The sequence below is a fragment of the Streptomyces sp. NPDC049577 genome (genome assembly GCF_040675635.1).
Lineage (GTDB): Bacteria > Actinomycetota > Actinomycetes > Streptomycetales > Streptomycetaceae > Streptomyces.
Genome location: NZ_JBFAPH010000138.1, coordinates 1 through 16,417, shown reverse-complemented (window position 1 = coordinate 16,417; position 16,417 = coordinate 1). Strand labels below are relative to the sequence as shown.

At 70.7% G+C, this 16,417-nt stretch carries 10 protein-coding genes and 8 pseudogenes; 6 read left to right on the top strand and 12 right to left on the bottom strand.

Annotated features, from left to right (window positions below):
- Together AB0K09_RS17240 and AB0K09_RS17235 are read left to right on the top strand one after the other, a co-directional pair.
- A pseudogene (locus tag AB0K09_RS17240) lies at nucleotides 1-341 on the top strand (hypothetical protein); the annotation flags it as partial.
- Between the two features lie 298 nt (nucleotides 342-639).
- The gene (locus AB0K09_RS17235) at nucleotides 640-1,437 is read left to right on the top strand and encodes a DUF4239 domain-containing protein (protein WP_366066204.1); all 798 of its coding nucleotides are present in this window, start codon (nucleotides 640-642) and stop codon (nucleotides 1,435-1,437) included.
- A gap of 886 nt (nucleotides 1,438-2,323) precedes the next feature.
- Here the strand turns inward: AB0K09_RS17235 and AB0K09_RS17230 are convergent.
- Nucleotides 2,324-2,509: pseudogene (locus AB0K09_RS17230) on the bottom strand (hypothetical protein); the annotation flags it as partial.
- Between the two features lie 996 nt (nucleotides 2,510-3,505).
- Nucleotides 3,506-3,892 carry a VOC family protein gene (locus AB0K09_RS17225; RefSeq protein WP_366066203.1) on the bottom strand — a complete coding sequence of 129 codons (387 nt, stop codon included), beginning with the start codon at nucleotides 3,890-3,892 and terminating at the stop codon, nucleotides 3,506-3,508.
- Nucleotides 3,893-4,245: 353 nt separating this feature from the next.
- Here AB0K09_RS17225 and AB0K09_RS17220 point away from each other — a divergent pair.
- Both AB0K09_RS17220 and AB0K09_RS17215 read left to right on the top strand, forming a co-directional pair.
- Nucleotides 4,246-4,771: pseudogene (locus AB0K09_RS17220) on the top strand (LysR family transcriptional regulator); the annotation flags it as partial.
- A gap of 325 nt (nucleotides 4,772-5,096) precedes the next feature.
- Nucleotides 5,097-5,534, top strand: a complete 438-nt coding sequence (locus AB0K09_RS17215) for an NUDIX domain-containing protein (RefSeq protein ID WP_366066202.1) — start codon at nucleotides 5,097-5,099, stop codon at nucleotides 5,532-5,534.
- Between the two features lie 325 nt (nucleotides 5,535-5,859).
- Here AB0K09_RS17215 and AB0K09_RS17210 read toward each other — a convergent pair whose 3' ends face one another.
- Entirely contained in the window at nucleotides 5,860-6,807 is a 948-nt protein-coding gene (locus AB0K09_RS17210) for a GDSL-type esterase/lipase family protein (protein ID WP_366066201.1), read from the bottom strand.
- A 50-nt stretch (nucleotides 6,808-6,857) separates the two neighbouring features.
- Nucleotides 6,858-7,475 carry a transposase family protein gene (locus AB0K09_RS17205; protein ID WP_366066200.1) on the bottom strand — a complete coding sequence of 206 codons (618 nt, stop codon included), beginning with the start codon at nucleotides 7,473-7,475 and terminating at the stop codon, nucleotides 6,858-6,860.
- 537 nt (nucleotides 7,476-8,012) lie between these two features.
- On the opposite strand from AB0K09_RS17205, the gene AB0K09_RS17200 reads away from it, so the two are divergent.
- On the top strand, nucleotides 8,013-11,204 hold the full coding sequence (locus AB0K09_RS17200) for a DUF3376 domain-containing protein (protein ID WP_366066199.1): 3,192 nt from the start codon (nucleotides 8,013-8,015) through the stop codon (nucleotides 11,202-11,204).
- A gap of 199 nt (nucleotides 11,205-11,403) precedes the next feature.
- Here the strand turns inward: AB0K09_RS17200 and AB0K09_RS17195 are convergent.
- Nucleotides 11,404-11,550: pseudogene (locus AB0K09_RS17195) on the bottom strand (IS5/IS1182 family transposase); the annotation flags it as partial.
- 183 nt (nucleotides 11,551-11,733) lie between these two features.
- Between AB0K09_RS17195 and AB0K09_RS17190 the strand changes: the two are divergent.
- Entirely contained in the window at nucleotides 11,734-12,477 is a 744-nt protein-coding gene (locus tag AB0K09_RS17190; protein WP_366066198.1) for an alpha/beta hydrolase, read from the top strand.
- A 392-nt stretch (nucleotides 12,478-12,869) separates the two neighbouring features.
- Here the strand turns inward: AB0K09_RS17190 and AB0K09_RS17185 are convergent.
- The 7 genes and pseudogenes from AB0K09_RS17185 to AB0K09_RS17155 form a co-directional block, all read right to left on the bottom strand.
- A pseudogene (locus AB0K09_RS17185) lies at nucleotides 12,870-13,055 on the bottom strand (ATP-binding protein); the annotation flags it as partial.
- A 62-nt stretch (nucleotides 13,056-13,117) separates the two neighbouring features.
- Nucleotides 13,118-13,327 (bottom strand): annotated as a pseudogene (locus AB0K09_RS17180) (GNAT family N-acetyltransferase); the annotation flags it as partial.
- Between the two features lie 11 nt (nucleotides 13,328-13,338).
- Nucleotides 13,339-13,491 (bottom strand): annotated as a pseudogene (locus AB0K09_RS17175) (phosphogluconate dehydrogenase); the annotation flags it as partial.
- A gap of 12 nt (nucleotides 13,492-13,503) precedes the next feature.
- A complete protein-coding gene (locus tag AB0K09_RS17170; protein ID WP_366066197.1) occupies nucleotides 13,504-14,166 on the bottom strand; it encodes an NAD(P)-binding domain-containing protein in 663 nt (220 codons plus the stop codon).
- Between the two features lie 38 nt (nucleotides 14,167-14,204).
- Entirely contained in the window at nucleotides 14,205-15,119 is a 915-nt protein-coding gene (locus tag AB0K09_RS17165; RefSeq protein WP_366066196.1) for an aminoglycoside phosphotransferase family protein, read from the bottom strand.
- Nucleotides 15,086-15,652, bottom strand: coding sequence for a GNAT family protein (locus AB0K09_RS17160; RefSeq protein WP_366066195.1), 567 nt, complete (start codon nucleotides 15,650-15,652; stop codon nucleotides 15,086-15,088). The genes AB0K09_RS17165 and AB0K09_RS17160 overlap by 34 nt, the downstream gene beginning before the upstream one ends.
- A 22-nt stretch (nucleotides 15,653-15,674) precedes the next feature.
- Nucleotides 15,675-16,417, bottom strand: a pseudogene (locus tag AB0K09_RS17155) (hypothetical protein); the annotation flags it as partial.

The following is a 16,417-nucleotide window of genomic DNA, read 5'->3' as shown; positions in this document are numbered from 1 at the left end:
CGGCCGAGGTCGGCGGCGCCGGACGGGCCGGTCCGCGCCAGGCCGCTGAGAAGGGGGTAGGTGAGTTCGTCGACCCCCTCGCCCAGGCCGTCGGTCAGGTGGGCGTACAGACCGGCGCGGGTGCTGCGGCGCAGGAGCCGGCCGAGGGCGTCGGCGATCTCGTGTCCGCCGGATTCGTCATCCGTCCATATTGGCGTGTGCAGAGCAAGCTTTCCGTTGTGGGCTCCGAAGCGTACTCGAAGCAGGAGTTCGCCCCCGACGGCCGCTTCCGCCGCATCGAGGAGACCACGCTCATGTCCGAAGGCGCCGAACGCGACCGGAACATCCGCAGCGCTCGCTGACCGCACGCCCTGCCCGCACGCCTTGAGCACGGCCGGGGCGGCGTCAGCGGGCAAGGCGGCGGCAACGCGGCGGCAACGCTGGGGTCTCCTCAGGGGCCATGTGGCTGCGGCACTGTTCACGTACGCCGAACGGGCCCGCCGCGGCCGCGAACCGGTGATCCTCTTACGCCCCCGGTGTGATCAACCTCTGTCACCCATGTCCTCCGGACAGGTCGCTCCGGCGGCAAGAGATCATGCCGACGAGGCGCCATACGCGGACGTCATGGCCGAGCAATGTGCGTGAGGAGTGGGTCTTCCCTTGTTGATCACGATCGTTGTTGTGGTGTGCGCCTTGGCCGCCGGTATCGCTGGCCGACGACTGCTGAGCAAGCAACTGGCGGCGCTGGAGACCCCCACCCTGACCGTCCGCGACTTCGTCCTGCCCCTGCAGGCACTGACTGTCTTCGTGCTGGCCTACGTCCTGGTCATGGCATCGGGATCCAACGACAAGGCCGAAGAAGCCGTGCGCCAGGAGGCCCAGGTTCTCGACCACATGTACAAGACCGCCGACTTCGCCCCCGCCGCACCCCGGCAGCGACTGCAGGGCGATATCGCCTGCTACGTGCGCGCAGTGCGCTCCGCGGAGTGGCCGGCCATGGCCGACGGGCACGGATCGCCCACCCCCGATGCCTGGAGCAGCGATTTCCACACCACGCTCCAAGGCATGGATGCAAAAAACGCCCCGTTCAGCCAGCTCATCTCCGCCGACGAGGACCGGGACCAGGCGCGCCAGACGCGGGTGGCGGAATCGACGCCCGCCATTCCCGGCCCGGTCTACTGGCTGCTCCTGGCCACCCTCGCCGTCCTCGTCGTCGTCCTGGGCCTGTGCCTGCCCGCCGCCAAGAGCCTCACGGTCACCGCCACCTTCGTCGTCCTGACGGCCCTCCTCACCTGCGTCCTGCTGGCCATCCGCGACGTCGAACGTCCTTTCAGCGGCGTCATCCAGATCAAACCCACAGCCTTGACCGCGCTGGAGGACAACATGAGCCGGGACTACACCGCCGACTACCACGCTCAGCCCCCCTGCACCGAAAGCGGCGCCCAGCGCACAGGCTGACCGCTGAGCACGGGCAACCGTTCGGATGGTTCTTCAAAGGCAGGGAAGAGAAGTGAGAAGCTACAGATCGGCCGGTGATCCGGGATGGACCACGGTCTCTCCTGCCGGTTCCCCTTCCGTGTGGTCTGAGGCCGGTCCCCCAGGGGGCCTGTGGCCCCGTGTCCGTCAAGCCATGGTGGCCGGCTGCTCCCATGGCGCGCCTCAGGCCGGTGGCGTTGGACGGGGGCGGGGGGAGCCGCACCGTGTCTCGGGGGCCGGTGGGTCCCGTGACCGCGGGCCACTCTGCCTGCCCCTGGAGGATTCCGGGGCGACCGGCACACGGCCCGGCTGCCTGGGGGCCGGGCGTGTGGCGGTTCGTCGGGCCGAGGAACCGGTGGTGTTCAGCCCGGCGGATAGCGGCCCGTGCCGTGCGGTGGTACCTGGCCGCGCTGATGGGCCGTCCGCCTGCCGTCCACACATTGCGCGTCCCTTCGCCCGACGGGCGTTACGGACCCGCCGTGGGGGAGGTGATGTCGTTGGTGCTGCGGGGCGACTCGCTGGCCGTCGGCGTGGGGTGCGCGGTCGGTGGGGGTGCGCCGGGGGCACAACTGGCACGGGGCATCGTCGATATGACGGGTCGAAGCGGTCGAGCTGCGGGTGCTGGGCCGGGCGGGGCCACGCCCGGGCAGTTGCGCCATCAGGTGCGCGCGTTGTCGGGCGTGCCCTCGGCGCCGCGGTGATCATCATGGGGCGCAACGACGTTCTGTCTGCCGGTCCGCCTCGGCCGGGCGGCGGCGTGTCTGGGCCGCGTTGCCGCCGGGTTAAGGGCGGCCGGCTGGCACGTCGCTGTGCTGCCGTGTGTGGACTGGTCGGCGGCACCGGGCCTGCGCCGGTGAATCCGTGCCGCGGCGATCACGGCACGGTCCACGCCCGCGCACCAGCCGCGCGGTGAGGCCAGCAGGACCCGTCGCCGGCCGGGGACCATGAGGTCCTCGCGGTGGCGGCGAGGGCGATGTCGTGCAGGGCGCGGAGGGCCGGGGAAGGACGCGGGGAGGTCATCGAGAGTTGTGAGGGCTTGTTTGCGGCGGCGCATGGGCGTTTCGATGGTGGCGCGGGCGCCGGTGGTGGTGAGCACATATCGGACTCGGGCGGCAGTTCACTCGCGCGCGGTGCGGCCGGTGGCCGGCGTGCGCGAGCGCGTGGATGACGATGCCCGGGGCAACGGTGCGCTGGATCCGCAGGGCACCTTCCGGCGCCGGCTCGACGCCAAGTGGACGCGAGTGCGTTCTGCCGCAGTAAAGGCTGAGTGATCTCATCGAATGTTGAGCGGGTAGGTCGGCATAGTCGTTGCACCGACGCTGCCACGTCAGGCAGCGCCGCGCGGACTGACGTGCTGAAACCGGTCAGATCGGGGCCGTCCGGACCTCGGAAAGGGGCTGGGGGTGACAGAAGACCCAGGCATGTTTGCCTTGGAGCGGCCCCAGGCAGTCAGCCGCGATCGCGCTGAGTTGGTGTGGCCCAGAATGACACCGGGCTTCAGACTCGTCATGGCACAGGCATGGCTGTCCCGGAATCCGGTGGCTCTTGACGATACGCAGGATTCTGGCCTCGACCGCGATTCGCTGGTTCGGGCGTTGGCGGCCGGCAGCCCGGAGCACGGGCACTTCCCGCATCTCGCCCGAGTGTCGCTGAGGGAGACCAGGAACAGCTACGGCAGCCTGGCCGTCGACCGGCTAGGGATCCCGACGCGCCCCGGACCCGTCGGCCCTGACCTGGAGCTGATGCGCCTCCTCTGCCTGCCCGGCCTCGACGTGGACAGCGGCGTCAACTACTCACTCGTACCAGGGGCTCTTGCCCGGGTGGTGAACGTCATCCTCCGGCGAGGTGGGCAAGCATGGCAGTCGCCGGAGTGGGCGACTGCTTTCTGCGCCCGGGCTGGGCACCAGTGCTTGAGCGGATCGTGCAGCCGCGGGACAGAACTCTTGTGCAGGAACTCGGCCGACTGAGAGCTGTCCGAGCGCCACGTCAGCGTCTACGAACGAGCTCGTAGCGCGGCCCAGCAGCACGGGGCGGCTGCTGGGTCCGGCACCTACCCGCCGTGCATGATCTGAATCAGGTTGCCGCAGGTGTCGTCCAGAACCGCAGTGGTGACCGAGTCCGCCTCCACCGGCTCCTGCGTGAAGTGCACCCCGAGCCCGCGCAACCGGTCGAACTCCGCTCGTACGTCGTCCACGGCGAAGGAGGCGGCCGGGATGCCGTCCTTGACCAGCGCCGTCTTGTACGGCTGCACCGCGGGGTGGCCGGAGGGTTCCAGCAGCAGTTCGGTCCCGTCGGGCTCCTCCGGCGAGACCACGGTCAGCCATCGGTCCGCGCCCGCGGGGATGTCGTGTTTCTTCACGAAGCCCAGCATGTCGGTGTAGAAGCGCAGAGCCTTCTCCTGGTCGTCGACGAAGACGCTGGTGAGGTGGATCTTCATGGGTGCTCTCCGGGAAGTCGTAGCGATCCCCGGTACCCACGTTAGGGCCCTGACGCCGCGTGATCGAAGAGACGCGCCCTATGCCCTCCCGCAGGTCCCTGGAACGGGACGAGGACACCATCGCGGTTGGCGGTGAAGGAGATGTGGCCGCTGGTGGAAGACGTCTTGTTGTGGGACATGAGCGCGGCCTGGCCGCTTTTTTCTTCCCGCTGGCCTGCCGCCCGCGGCCGCGGCCTTTGCTCGCGTGTGTGGGCCGGGTCTTCGCGGTGGTCTTCTTGCCCGCGGCCGGTTTGCCGGTGGCGGCCTTGCGCGTCGGTGCCCGCTTCCGCCCCCCGCGGCGCTGCCTCCCCGCTACCGCGGCCGAGGCGGCCGGTGTCCAGCACGCCGTCCTGCTGTCCATCGTCGGCGTGGACCGGGTGCCCGGCCTTGGCTACTACCGGGCCAAGGTCCTCCAGGAGGAGCTGTTCACGTCCGGAGGCATCCCCTGCTCCATCGTCCGCTCCGGCCAGTTCTTCGAGTACATCGACGAGATCATGTCCTGGACTGCCCAGGGCGACACCGTTCGGCTGCCCCCTACGCTGCTACAGCCCATAGCCGCCGCCGACGCCGCGCGCGCCGTCGTCGGCTTCGCCACCGACGCCCCCCCTCCATGGTGTTCGCGACGTCGCCGGTCCCGACGCGTTTCCCCTGGACGAACTCGCCAGGATCACCCTCGCAGCCCGTGGCGACGGCCGCACCATCGTCACCGACGCCGATGCCGGCCCTTTCGCCGCCGCGTCCGGCAAAGCCCTCCCTGCGGCAGACGGCGCGCACATCGCTCCCACGCACTACCGCGACTGGCTCGCCGCCCGACCGAGACCAACGGCGGCCAGGAACTGACATAGCCATTCGCCACAGAACGTCAACCCAGCGTCCCTGCCGGGCTCATCCCTCTCAATTTCGGCATCCGGCACTGCTCACCGCCGGGAGCGTACGCGGCCGCGACGCCTGGTGCGCCACGCTCGACGGGTCCCGTGAGGGCCTGCGCGAAGACGCGGGGATGCGCTCGCCGATGAGCTGGCGCACCGTCGCCCGGCTGACCCGCGCCGGCCGCCTGCCGGTCTTCTGACCGCCGACGGGTACCCCTGGGCCGGCCTCCGGCGCGGCCCGGCCCCTGACCGGTACGGTCGGGCGGTCGTAGACCGACCCCAGGGAGAACCGTCACGTGTCCCAGCCCAAGCGCCCCGCAGTCGTCTTCGCCGGACTGATCATCCAGAACGACGACGGCGCCGTGCTGTTCATGCGCCGCGAGAGCACCGGTTTCGCCGACGGCATGTGGTCGCTCCCCGGCGGACGCGTCGACCACGGCGAGCTGCTCGTCGAAGCGGCCGCCCGTGAAGCCGGAGAAGAACTCGGCCTCCACGTACGGGTCCAGGACCTGCGCACCGCGCACGTGCTGAACAAGATCAGCGATGACGGTACCCCCGTCGTCGGCTGGTACTTCCACACGAGAACCTGGACCGGCACCCCGGAGAACCGGGAACCTCACCTGTGCTCCGAGCTGGGCTGGATCCAGCCGCACGCGATGGACCCGCACACCGAATCGACGGACCACAACGCGGTGGAAGCATGGATGAGCGGGCACACAGCGGGATGGATCTGACCGGCAGCGTTACCGGTTGCGCCACGGCCCTCGGAGACGCCCAGCGGGCTGCCCGGGGCAGTCGACGCAGCGCAACCAGCGGCCAGCCGGTCTCCAGCGCGCACGTTGCCGCGACGTTGCCCGTGCCCTGGGCGCTCCTGGCGCCGTTGCCGACGGGGAACTGCAGGCCCAGGGGCGGGGCGAGTCGTGGGGGCATGGTTCCCGGGTTGCGCAGGCTCGTTCAGTGAGCCTTCGCCATCTTCGAACGCGCTGGTCGTGGACGGGAGTCCGCTGCCTTGACCGTCTGACGGGACCGGCAGAGGCAGCTCCTCCAGTTCCTCCGTGTTCAGCAGAGGGTACTCAGGTACCGGTAGAGCTCCTTGTGTCCTTCCGAGTTGGGGTGCAGGCCGTCGACCAGCAGGTGGGGTTGGTCACGAAGCGGCTCCCACATGTCGAGGTAGTCGATGTGGTTGTCCGCGCACCAGGTCTGCAGGGCCGCACGCAGTGCGAGTGCCCGCGCCGTGGTGAAGCGGAGGCCCTCGAAGTCACCGGTGCGTGTCTCATCGAGCCAGAGCGGTCCGAGGACGACCATGCGCGCGTTGTGTCGCCGGGCTGTCGCGGCCAGTGAGTCGAGGTGGCCCGCGGTGCGTGCCAGCCCGTCCTGGTGGGTGTCCGACGCGGCGAGCGGCACAGCGGAGTCGTTGATGCCGGCGGCCACGACGAGCGTGTCGGGGTGTCGGGGAGGCAGGAGCGCGGGGGTCTGCTCGCTGACATCCGCCAGGGTGCTGCCGGGGATGGCGAGGTTGAAGACGCGGTGCTCGGTCTCGTTCGCTCCGATGTGGGCTACCGCCAGCTGCGTGGCCCAACCACCCTGGGGGTCGCAACGCCCGTAGGCGATGCTGTCGCCGACGATCACGATGCGTGCCGCCGAGCGCAGCGGCCTCGCGTCCAGGTAGGCCCAGGCGGTCTCCCCCGAGGAGAGGAGCACTCGCCGCCGGGCGTAGTCGGCTACCTCGTACTCGTCGGCGGCGGCCAGTTCCTGGTCGCTCAGGCGCAGGATGGCACCCTCGACCGTGCCGCCGAGCTTGCGCTCCAGGGTCAGGTGCACGTCCCGGCCGCTGGTGGCGATCACGGACTCATCGGTGATGGTGAGGGGCCGAGTCGTGTAACCGGCCAGGGATGCCGCAGTGGTCGGTACGGTGCGCCCGAAGAGCGCATTCTGGACATGCTGGTCCAGTAGCGTGCCGAAGGAGAACAGGGTGTGGGGGTGGGACTCGGTCACCGTGAGCGCCATGGCCTTTCACTCGGAATGATCAACCCACTCTATCGGCCCTGCGGATCCCGCTATGATGCCTCTGAACTGGGGTTTTCGTCTTGGTCGCCCGTTATTGGCGGACTTCGAGGCTGGTCAGGACGAGTGGGGCGTGCAGGAGAGCGGTCGCGCGGGCGGGGTCGGTGCGGAGCTTGGTGAGGATCCGCCAGGCTTTCAGGTGGACGAAGCCGTGTTCGACGGGGCGTGTCCGCCAGCCGGCAAGTGTTGGCCTGCTTCTGGCCGGGGGTGAGTTTGCGGGCGCGGGTGGCCTTGTAGCCGGAGACGATGACCAGGTCGTCGGGGTCGTCGGGTTTGTCCACACCGATGAAGCCCAGGTCGGCGAGCGCGCCGAGGCCGGCTGCCTTCAGGTGTTCGACGATCTTGTCGATGCGGGCGGTGGTGGCGTCATGGGTGCGGCCCGGCCGGGCGGCCGAGACCCAGATCAGGTTGCCCTTCTCGCCGGCCAGGGCGAGGAGGTGCAGGCCGTGGCGGTGGTGCTTGCCGGAGTGGTTGGGCCGGTTCGGCTTCCCGGTGCGGCGCTGGACGGGGATCCGGGTGCCGTCGATCAGCACGACCTCCCCTCGCTCGCGGGCAACCTTGCAAAGCGCCCGGTTCAGGCACGGAGCTCTCGCGGCGAGCAGGTTGATCATCTCGTCCGCCAGTGCCGCAGGGTGGACTCGGGCACTCTGTTGCCGCCGGCCAAACGAGGAGACGCTGGTCGTGCCGCAGCATGGCCAGGACGAGTACCGCTGTCCGACCCGCGGGCAAGGACCGCCACGGAGAGCGGATCGCCTTCAGACGGGGACGCAGCAGGTCACGCCCTCGGCGGGCACGTTGGTTTTGGTCACACATCTCAACCACCGCCGGGGCTGTGGCTCTTACGCCGGCGGCCTGGTGCGTTCCAGGCCGCCTACGAGAAGGGAGGGCTTGGCGGGATTATCCCGGTGATGCCGATGATGGCCAGGAGGTCCAGTTGGTTGGGGTGGAGGAGTAGCCAGGCGCGCCGGTTGCTGCTGGAAGGCGATATCGAGGGTCGGTATGTGCCGCGGTCGGTGGGGGATGCGGGGTATGCGCTGACGATGGCGTTGGGGGTGGCGGCGTCGCAGCCGGGGCGGCCCTGGACGCCGGATCTGTTCCCGGGCCCGCTTCCGGATGCGGGGGCGGGCCCCCACTCCCACCCTGGAGGCATGGACGAACCACGTCCCGCGGAATCGGGCTCCCCGCTGGCCGGGGAGCTCCGCTTCGCGGTCGCGATGCGCGGCGGGGTGAGCCTCGCGGTCTGGATGGGCGGCGCCTGCCAGGAGATCGCCGAGCTACGGGCGTCGGCGGGCGCCCAGGGCACCCGGGCAGGCGCCCAGGCCACCCAGGAAGCCCGCAGTCCGTACGCCGAGCTCCTGGAGGTCGCCGGCTACGACAAGGTCACCGTCGACGTCCTCGCCGGGACCAGCGCCGGCGGGCTCAACGGCGTACTGCTCGCCTGCCACCTCGTCTACGGCATGAAGTTCGGCGACAACATCCGCAAACTGTGGCTGCAAGTGGGCGACCTCGAGTCCCTGACCCGCCATCCGCGCACGCGGGTGCCCGACTCGCTCCTGCGCGGCGACGAGGTCTTCTACGACCGGCTCGCCGGCAGCCTGCTGAGCGAGCTCAGCAAGCAACCCCGGCCCGAGCATCCCGGCGGACCCGTACGGCTCATCCTCCCGACCACTCGGATCACGCCTCGGCCGGACTGGGTGCGCCCCACGCTCGGCCCGCCGATGGAGGTCGGCCGCGCCCGCGCCTTCTTCCGCTTCCGCCACCGGCCCGGCACGGCCCTCACCGACTTCGGCATGCCGGGGGCGCGGTGGCCCCCCGAGGACGAGGTGCGCCGCCTCGCCTACGCGGCCCGGACGAGCTCGTCGTTCCCCGGGGCGTTCGAGCCGGCACAGCCCTTCGTCGGACCCGGCACGGCGACGCCGGGAATCGTCGACATGAGCGGCGTCAGCAGCGAGGTCGACTGCGGAGACGCCTCCGACGGGCGCCTCGAACTCATCGACGGCGGTCTGCTGGACAACATCCCCGTCGCCTGGGCCATCCGGGCCATCGCCGGAGCACCGGCGAGCGCGCCGGTGGACCGCTGGCTGCTCTACCTCCAGCCCGTACCGCCCGCGGCTCACGACACCGAGTCGCCCCCCTCCAGGCGCCGGATGACGCGTCTGCTCAAGGTCGCCCTGAAGACGTCGGCGATCAAGGCGGGGGCGGAATCCCTGTGGGACGACGCGGTCGAACTCCGCGTCAGTCAGACCGCCGCCGCACTGCGGCAGGCGCCGGCGGCCGCCCTCCCGGAGGGCGACTGGAGGCTGACGGCGGCGACGCCGGACCGCATCGCGCGCTACCGCGAGCTGGCCGGCACCGCCGAGGCCGACCGCTTCGCCCGGCTGCTCGAGGACCCCGCCGAGGTCACCGGCCCCGACCCGCTGCCCCTGCCGCCCGGCCCCTCGCCGCTGGGCGGCGACGGTTCCCCGGCCGTGCTCACCGCGCTCCGCGCCGGCTCGCACGAGCTCGCCCTCCCCGACGGCGTCATCTCGCTCACCGACCTGCGCATCAGGGGGCGTTCGCCGCTGCCGCTCGCCCGGGCCGTCCGGCTGCTCTTCGACTGGATCAGAGCGGCGGAGGACGCGGGCATGACCGTGAGCCCCGACGACCGCATGGCTCTGTACGACTGCAGGCTGGCGATCGCGGTACTCGTCGCGGCACGCGACCGGCTCGTGCTGCGGCGCTTCGCCGACACCGACGGCACCGGCGTGACGGCCCCCGTCGACCGGATCCGTGAGGCCACCGACCGGCTCCAACAGCTCATGACCGGGACACCCGCGCCCGAGCCCGGTGCCGGCGAGGCCTGGCGGACCTGGCCGGACGAACTGGTCGCCGCGATGTCCGCCACCTCCGACGCCGCGGCCGTCGGCACGGACTGGCCCAGTGACCCCTACCTACCGCTGTGGCGGCGCCTCGCCCACCTGGGCCGGCTCCTCGGAGTCGGCCTGACCGAACCGGTCCCGGGCTTCGAAACACTGCACGACGCCGCCCGCACCGGGCCCGACGCATTCGTGGAAACGCTCCTCGCCGCGGAGGTCCTCATCGGCCCGCTGCGCCCCGACCCCCTGGGCGAACCCACCCCCATCCGCTTCCACACGATCTCGGCAGCCAACTCCAGCTGGGCCTCGGACCTCGCCTTCCCGGACCCCGACCAGGGCCTGGTCGACGCGAAACTCGGCGGCAATCAACTGAGCAACTTCGCCTCCTTCCTCAGCTCCCGCTGGCGGCTGAACGACTGGACCTGGGGCCGCCTCGACACCGCCGTCTCCCTCGTGAACGTCGTGGCGACCGACGACCGTCTGAAGGCGCGGTACGGCACCCCCGACGCCGCCGCACTCGAGGAGACACTCGGCGAGTCGGCCGGCCCCTCCGGCACGGGGAACCCCTGGGACCCGGTGCGGGCCCTGCTCACCCGCAGGATCCAGCAGCACATCCTGGCCGAGGAACTGCCGTTGGTCGACGGCCTGCAACTCGCCGGACACGACGGACCCCCGTCCGACCAGCAGATCGACGAGTACGCCCAGCGGCCGCGTCCCGAGCCCGCGGCCATCGACGCGCGGGACCTCGGGCCGCTCAGGGACATCGGGGCCCAGCCGATCGCCGCCCTCCTGCCCCGGCCCGACCCCCGCCGCGCGGCACTGCGCCTCGGACTCGTCGCCTGGCAGGCGCTGCAACCCTCGGGCGACGGCGGCGGGGCCCGTACCGTGCGCGGCCTCATGAACTTCGCCCGGCCCCTGCTGTGGCTGCCGCTGCTCCTCGCGTTCCTGACCCCATGGGCGGCCCTCGCCGCGACCGCGCTCACGTGGGTGGCGGTCGCGGCGGGCTCTGGCGTGTGGTTCTCGTTCCCCGGTCACGTCCTCGTCGTGATCGGCGGCGCGTTGGCCGTCGCCGGGGGATACGTGCGCCTGGGCAGACGTCTGTGGGCGCTGGTGTGCGGTCTGATCCTCCTCGTCGGTGTTGTGGTGGCGGCTGCTGTCTGCCTGCGCGACCGCCACTTCACCCCGGGGGAGCCGGCCGCCGCCCTCCTCGTCGGCCTCTGCTACGCGGCTGCCGTGGGCGGCACCGCGGGATCCTTCCGCGGCATCGTCCGCCTCGCCGTGCCGACCGCACTCCTGGCCGGCGCCGGCGCCGGGCTCCTCCACTGGCTGGTAGGCTCCCTGCTCTTCGACATCCCCGGGACGGCCTCCGCCTGGTGGGCGACCCTGGTCCTCTACGCCGCCCTCGCCCTGGAAGCGGGCGTCCTCACCCGGTGGTTTCCCGAGCTCGCGGCGGCGGCGCGGCAGCGTGTCCGTACCGCGCCCTGAGCGACGCGAGATCCGGCTCGCCGAACCGGCCGCGCAGGGCGTGGAACGCGTCGACCCTCTCGTACCGAACCGGCCCACGTGCGTGGCGTAGGCGTCGGAGGAGAGGAAGGCCGGGGGAGTGGTCTTCGTGTGGAACTTGTCCGCGTACATCACGAGCTGTTCCTCGCCGGTCTGCGTCACCCAGGACTTGTCCGGGTGATCACGTGCGGAGCCGGATGGTGAGGGCGGCGATGGTGGCGGTGCCGAGGAAGACGTAGCCGCGTTTGTCGTAGCGAGTGGCGACGGCCCGGGCCTGTTTCGGGCGGTTGATCGCCCGCTCGACGGTGTTGCGCTCCTTGTAGCGGTCGCGTAACAACCCGGTTGGTGGACCATGGCGACCACTGCTACCTTTCCGGAGGCCGTGCAAGAGGAAGAGGAGGTGGTGCCCGTGAACGCAGTATCGACATGGGTGCTCCCCTCCGGGGTCACGGTCGGGCGATAGGTCGTCGTCCGGGAGCGCCATCTGTGAGCACTCCCGAAAGGCACGACCATGTACTTCACTTCTGAGCAGCGTTTCGACGACGACGTCGTCGAGCGCGAGTTCACTCTCGGTGAGATCCCCGGCATCCTGTGGACGCCCGCGTCCGCCTCCGCGTCCGCACCGGCGCCGCTGATCCTGATCTGCCCCCCGCCGCTCGGACTGAGCAAGATGTACCCCCGGCTGGCGGGGCGGGCCCGGTACTACGCGGCGGAGTACGGCTTCGCCTCGGCCACCATCGAGCTCCCCGGGAGCGGTGACCGTCCGCGTTGGGCCGCCGCCGAACAGGCCCGCGCCGACCTGCGCCGGGTGATGGAGGCCGGCGAGCCGGTCAGCGGCGAGATCATCGACGCCCTGATCCTCCCGCTGGTCGAGAAAGCCGTCCCGGAATGGCAGGCAGCACTCGACGACCTCCTTGCGCTGCCCGAGATCGGCGGCCCGGTCGGGTACGAGGGGGGAATCATCTCCATCGGCGTCCGGTTGGCGGTGGCCGAGCCGCGCATAGCGGCCGCCGGTCTCTTCGCCGGGAGTCTCGTGCCCGCCGCCATCTTCGAGGAGGCCCGGCAGGTCACCATCCCGCTGCACGTCCTGCTGCAGTGGGACGACGAGGGGAACCCCCGGCAGGCAGCCCTGGACCTCTTCGACGCCTTCGGGTCCAAGGAGAAGACCCTGCACGCCAACATGGGCGGGCACACCGGAGTCCCGCAGTACGAACTCGACGCCGGGGCCCGCTTCTTCGCCCGGCACCTGAAGTAGAGCCGGGCCGGCAGACCGGCACCAAACAGTAGGCAGTGCCGGCCAGGGCACCGCTCATCGAGGGCAGATCGCGGCTCTCCTCGGATCTCCACGGGCCCCTGCCAACTCGGCTGGGGCCCGCGCTGCCTGAAGCCATGAACCGTTATCGATTTCGGCAGAGCTTCGAGTGCTGCCCAAACTCGTGAACAGGTGCTGTCGGTTCTCGGTTCTGGCGCAGATCTTGGGGAGCGATCTCGGAGAGTCATCGTGGCGTTCGATGATGTGGGAGGTTGAGCCTTTCTGTCAGTGGCCTTTTTGATCTCCCCGTAGGCGGCCAGGAGTTCGCCCCGCTGGCGGCCGTGGAGCCTTCCCCGTTGGCGGCCAGATAGCTCCCCGCCCTGGGGTCGGTGGGGTCAGCTGAAGGGCTTCACCCCCTGGCCACTGGTGGCCTGGGTGAGCCGGTAGCTGTCACCCTGGGTGACGACGATGTGAGCGTGGTGCATGAGCCGGTCGACCGTGGCGGTGGCGAGGGTCTTGGGCATGATCTCGTCGAATCCGGAGGGGTGGAGGTTGCTGGAGACCGCGATCGAGCGGCGTTGGTCTGATGGGGGGCGGTGGCGAGGCGGCCGTACCCGATCAGGTTGTTGCTGTCGCGTTCGATGACGGCGAGTGCGTACTCGCTGCGGGGTGTGGCGGTGGCCGAGGTGACCGAGTGGAGGACGATGCGTTCGACGTCTGGGCGTGAGCGCGGTTCGAAGCTCAGGTGTTCGGTGGCCTCTGGACTGCCGTAGATCGCGAGGACGGCGTCGACGTCGTCGAGGGTGAGTTCGCGGAGCTCCAGGCGCTGGCTGCGGCGGCTGACCGGGTACATGCCAGGGGAGGCTAGGCGTCGTGGAGGTGGGCGAGCACCTCGTCCAGCGGAAGGTCGTATTGGTCCTTGTCGGCGTCCCACCGGCCCATGACCGTGGCTGTGGCGTTGGCGATGTCGGCCGGCAGGCCTGCCTGTTCCAGGGTCTCAGCGATATCACCCATCTCCTCACGCCAGCGTCATGCACGGGCGGCCACGCTGGGCAGGTATTCGCGGTCGGAGAGGATCGCCGAGGGCATCCTTGCGGCTTCCTCGGTGAGCAGGTCCGCGACGCCGTGGGTGTCGGCGAGGGCGTGTGCGACGGCGGCGAGGGTGCGGGCGGACTTCTGGAAGCTGGCGAAGGCCATCTTCAGCGCCGAGGCCGCACCCAGGGTCTCGCCGGCACGGCGGACGTCGACGGCGGTGCCCTTGAAGACGGCCTCGATCACCTCGCAGCCGTGCGGGTCGCCGGCCAGGTACAGGCGGGCGGTCTTCTGGCCGCCGGGTGGCGGGCCGATGATCGCGCCGTCCAGCACACGGCTGTGCAGCATCTTCGCGATGTCGTCGATGCGCCGCGGGGTGATGGCGTTGGCGTCGACGTACAGGCCGGGAAAGCCAAGGGCCCCCACTTGGGCGGCGACCTCGTCGGCGGCCTGCGGCGGGCAGACGGAGATGACCGCTTCGCTCTGCTCCAGGGCCGCAGCCAGCGAGGGCGCAGCCGTGAGCCCCGCCTTGTCCGCTCGCTGATGCGTGGCCGCGCTGCGGCCGGCGGGGACCCACAGGACGTGGTGTCCGGCGAGGACGGCCTGCTGGCCGACGGCAGCCCCCATGGAGCCGGGGTAGAGCAGGGTGATGGTGGTCATGAAGCGTCTCCGATGCGAGCGCGGCAGATGGTCACGTGTTAGTGCAGTTCCGTCCACCGCCACGGACGGGGGCCTTGCCGACCGCGGATGCAGTTGATGCGGTACTGGGCTTCGGTGCGCGCGTCGGGGTCATCGCCGGCGGCCTGGAGGGCGAAGGTGGCCAGGCGGAGCTCGCGGATGTCGCGCATGGGCGAGTAGCCGCTCCACACGGTCACGTCCTGCCCATACGCCTCGCAGAACGCCTCGTACTCGCGTGCGGGGAGGATGCTGAAGGTGTCGGTGAGGACGGCGGTGGAGGTCAGGTCCCATTCGGGCGGGCCGAGCGCGGTGCGCTCGAAGTCCAGGAGGTAGGGGCCGGTCGCGGTGGCGGCGACGTTGCCGGTCCACGCGTCGGCGTGGATCACGCAGTGGGGCAGCCCGGCCGGCAGCTGGGCCCAGGCGGCCTCCAGCTCGGCGAGGCGGTTGAGCAGCCACGCGCGGTCGTCGTCCGCGCACCACGTGGCGGCGGTCAGGCGTTCGTTGATCCTGACGAACGGGTCGAGCGGGGCGAGCGGCAGCGCCGCATAGGGCAGCCGGTGAAGCTGGCGGAGAAGGTGGGCGACTTGCGGGATCGTGCCGTGGCGGTGCTCGGGAAGTTCTTCCCAGAAGGTCACGGCCCGGCCGCCGGCCTGGAGGGGCTGGGGTATCGGCAGGGGTCGGACGGCAGGGAACCGGTGGGTGGCGAGCCAGCGGGTGACCGCGATCTCTTTCGCGGCGGCCTGGTGCTGGCCGGGCCGTGCGATGCGGGCGACCACCCGGTTCGGCAGGCGCCACAGGTCGTTCTCGGCGAGCCGGATGACGGTGGTGCCGGTGCTGTCGAGTCCCGCTTGGGCCGCGGCGGCGTGGAGGATCTGGCGGGATGCCGCTTCGCGGGGGCTGGTCACGGCGCCGGCACGGTTGTCCGTGCGCGCCATTCGCGGTCCAGGATGGCGTGGACGATCGAGTCGCGCCACTGTCCGTTCTTTTTGATGTGTTCGCGGATGCGACCTTCTTCGGTCATGCCGGCTTTCAGCATGGTCTTGGCCGATGCGGTGTTGTGTGGGGAGCGGGCGCCCCAGATGCGGTGCAGGCCCAGGTCTTCGAAGCCGAGGCTGAGGAGCAGGTGGACGGTTTCGGTGCCGTGGCCGACGCCCCAGGTGTCGGGGCGCAGGGCGAAGCCGAAGGTGGCGGCGTTGGTCTGGTGAGGGTCGGTGGCGAGGCGGCCGTACCCGATCAGGTTGTTGCTGTCGCGTTCGATGACGGCGAGTGCGTACTCGCTGCGGGGTGTGGCGGTGGCCGAGGTGACCGAGTGGAGGACGATGCGTTCGACGTCTGGGCGTGAGCGCGGTTCGAAGCTCAGGTGTTCGGTGGCCTCTGGACTGCCGTAGATCGCGAGGACGGCGTCGACGTCGTCGAGGGTGAGTTCGCGGAGCTCCAGGCGCTGGCTGCGGCGGCTGACCGGGTACATGCCAGGGGACTTTACCGGGGCGTCATCGTTGAAGGGCCGGCCTGCTGGAACCGTACGCCTCGATTTCCGCACGCAAGTCTCGCGCAGCCGAGGCACCGCTTGCGGGGCCTTGCAGGAGAGCGGCGCCTACCCGGTCCGCCGAGACGACGATGCCGCGGTTGCGGTGGGCAGGTGCGAGGTCGAGTACCGGGCGGATGGCTTCAGCCGCTCCATCGACTTCGCCGCTGTACAGGCGTGCGAGGGCGAGGTTGCACTGAGCGCCGGCCAGGTCCCCGAAGGCCCAGTCCGGGGCTTCCTTGTCGCTGAACCCGCGGACGGCCTTGTCTGCCAGGGCCGCTATCTGGGCGTCACCGTTGCCGAGCAGCACTTCGGACTCGACGACGTAGTACAGGTGCTTCTTCTCGGGGAAGGTGAGGAGCCCACCGATGCGGTCGAGGTCGTCGAACTCCACCTGCTCCCTCAGCTCGTGCGCGCGTCGCAGGGCCGCGCGGGTGGCCTCCTCGTCGCCCATGAGGGCGGCCGCGCGGGCTTCGAGGCCGGCCAGCCACACGGCCACCGTGCCGCGCAGGTTCGGGCACTCGGCTGCTCCCTGACGGGCGTAGTGGAGGGCTTCACCGCTCCGGTTGGACCAGTAGGTGATCAGCGACTTGAGGCCGAACGTCAGGGCGACCAGCCCGGGGTGTTCCGCCTGCTGGGCACAGACGCCGGCGGCGCGCGCCTGGATCATTGCGTTCTTCACGTCACCCATGTCGTGGCAACCCTTGG

Coding starts and splice junctions, on each gene's coding strand:
- AB0K09_RS17225 (WP_366066203.1), bottom strand. CDS start 3,892: ATGAAGATCCACCTCACCAGCGTCTTCGTCGACGACCAGGAGAAGGCT.
- AB0K09_RS17210 (WP_366066201.1), bottom strand. CDS start 6,807: ATGGCGCTCACGGTGACCGAGTCCCACCCCCACACCCTGTTCTCCTTC.
- AB0K09_RS17205 (WP_366066200.1), bottom strand. CDS start 7,475: ATGATCAACCTGCTCGCCGCGAGAGCTCCGTGCCTGAACCGGGCGCTT.
- AB0K09_RS17200 (WP_366066199.1), top strand. CDS start 8,013: ATGGACGAACCACGTCCCGCGGAATCGGGCTCCCCGCTGGCCGGGGAG.
- AB0K09_RS17190 (WP_366066198.1), top strand. CDS start 11,734: ATGTACTTCACTTCTGAGCAGCGTTTCGACGACGACGTCGTCGAGCGC.
- AB0K09_RS17170 (WP_366066197.1), bottom strand. CDS start 14,166: ATGACCACCATCACCCTGCTCTACCCCGGCTCCATGGGGGCTGCCGTC.
- AB0K09_RS17165 (WP_366066196.1), bottom strand. CDS start 15,119: ATGGCGCGCACGGACAACCGTGCCGGCGCCGTGACCAGCCCCCGCGAA.
- AB0K09_RS17160 (WP_366066195.1), bottom strand. CDS start 15,652: ATGTACCCGGTCAGCCGCCGCAGCCAGCGCCTGGAGCTCCGCGAACTC.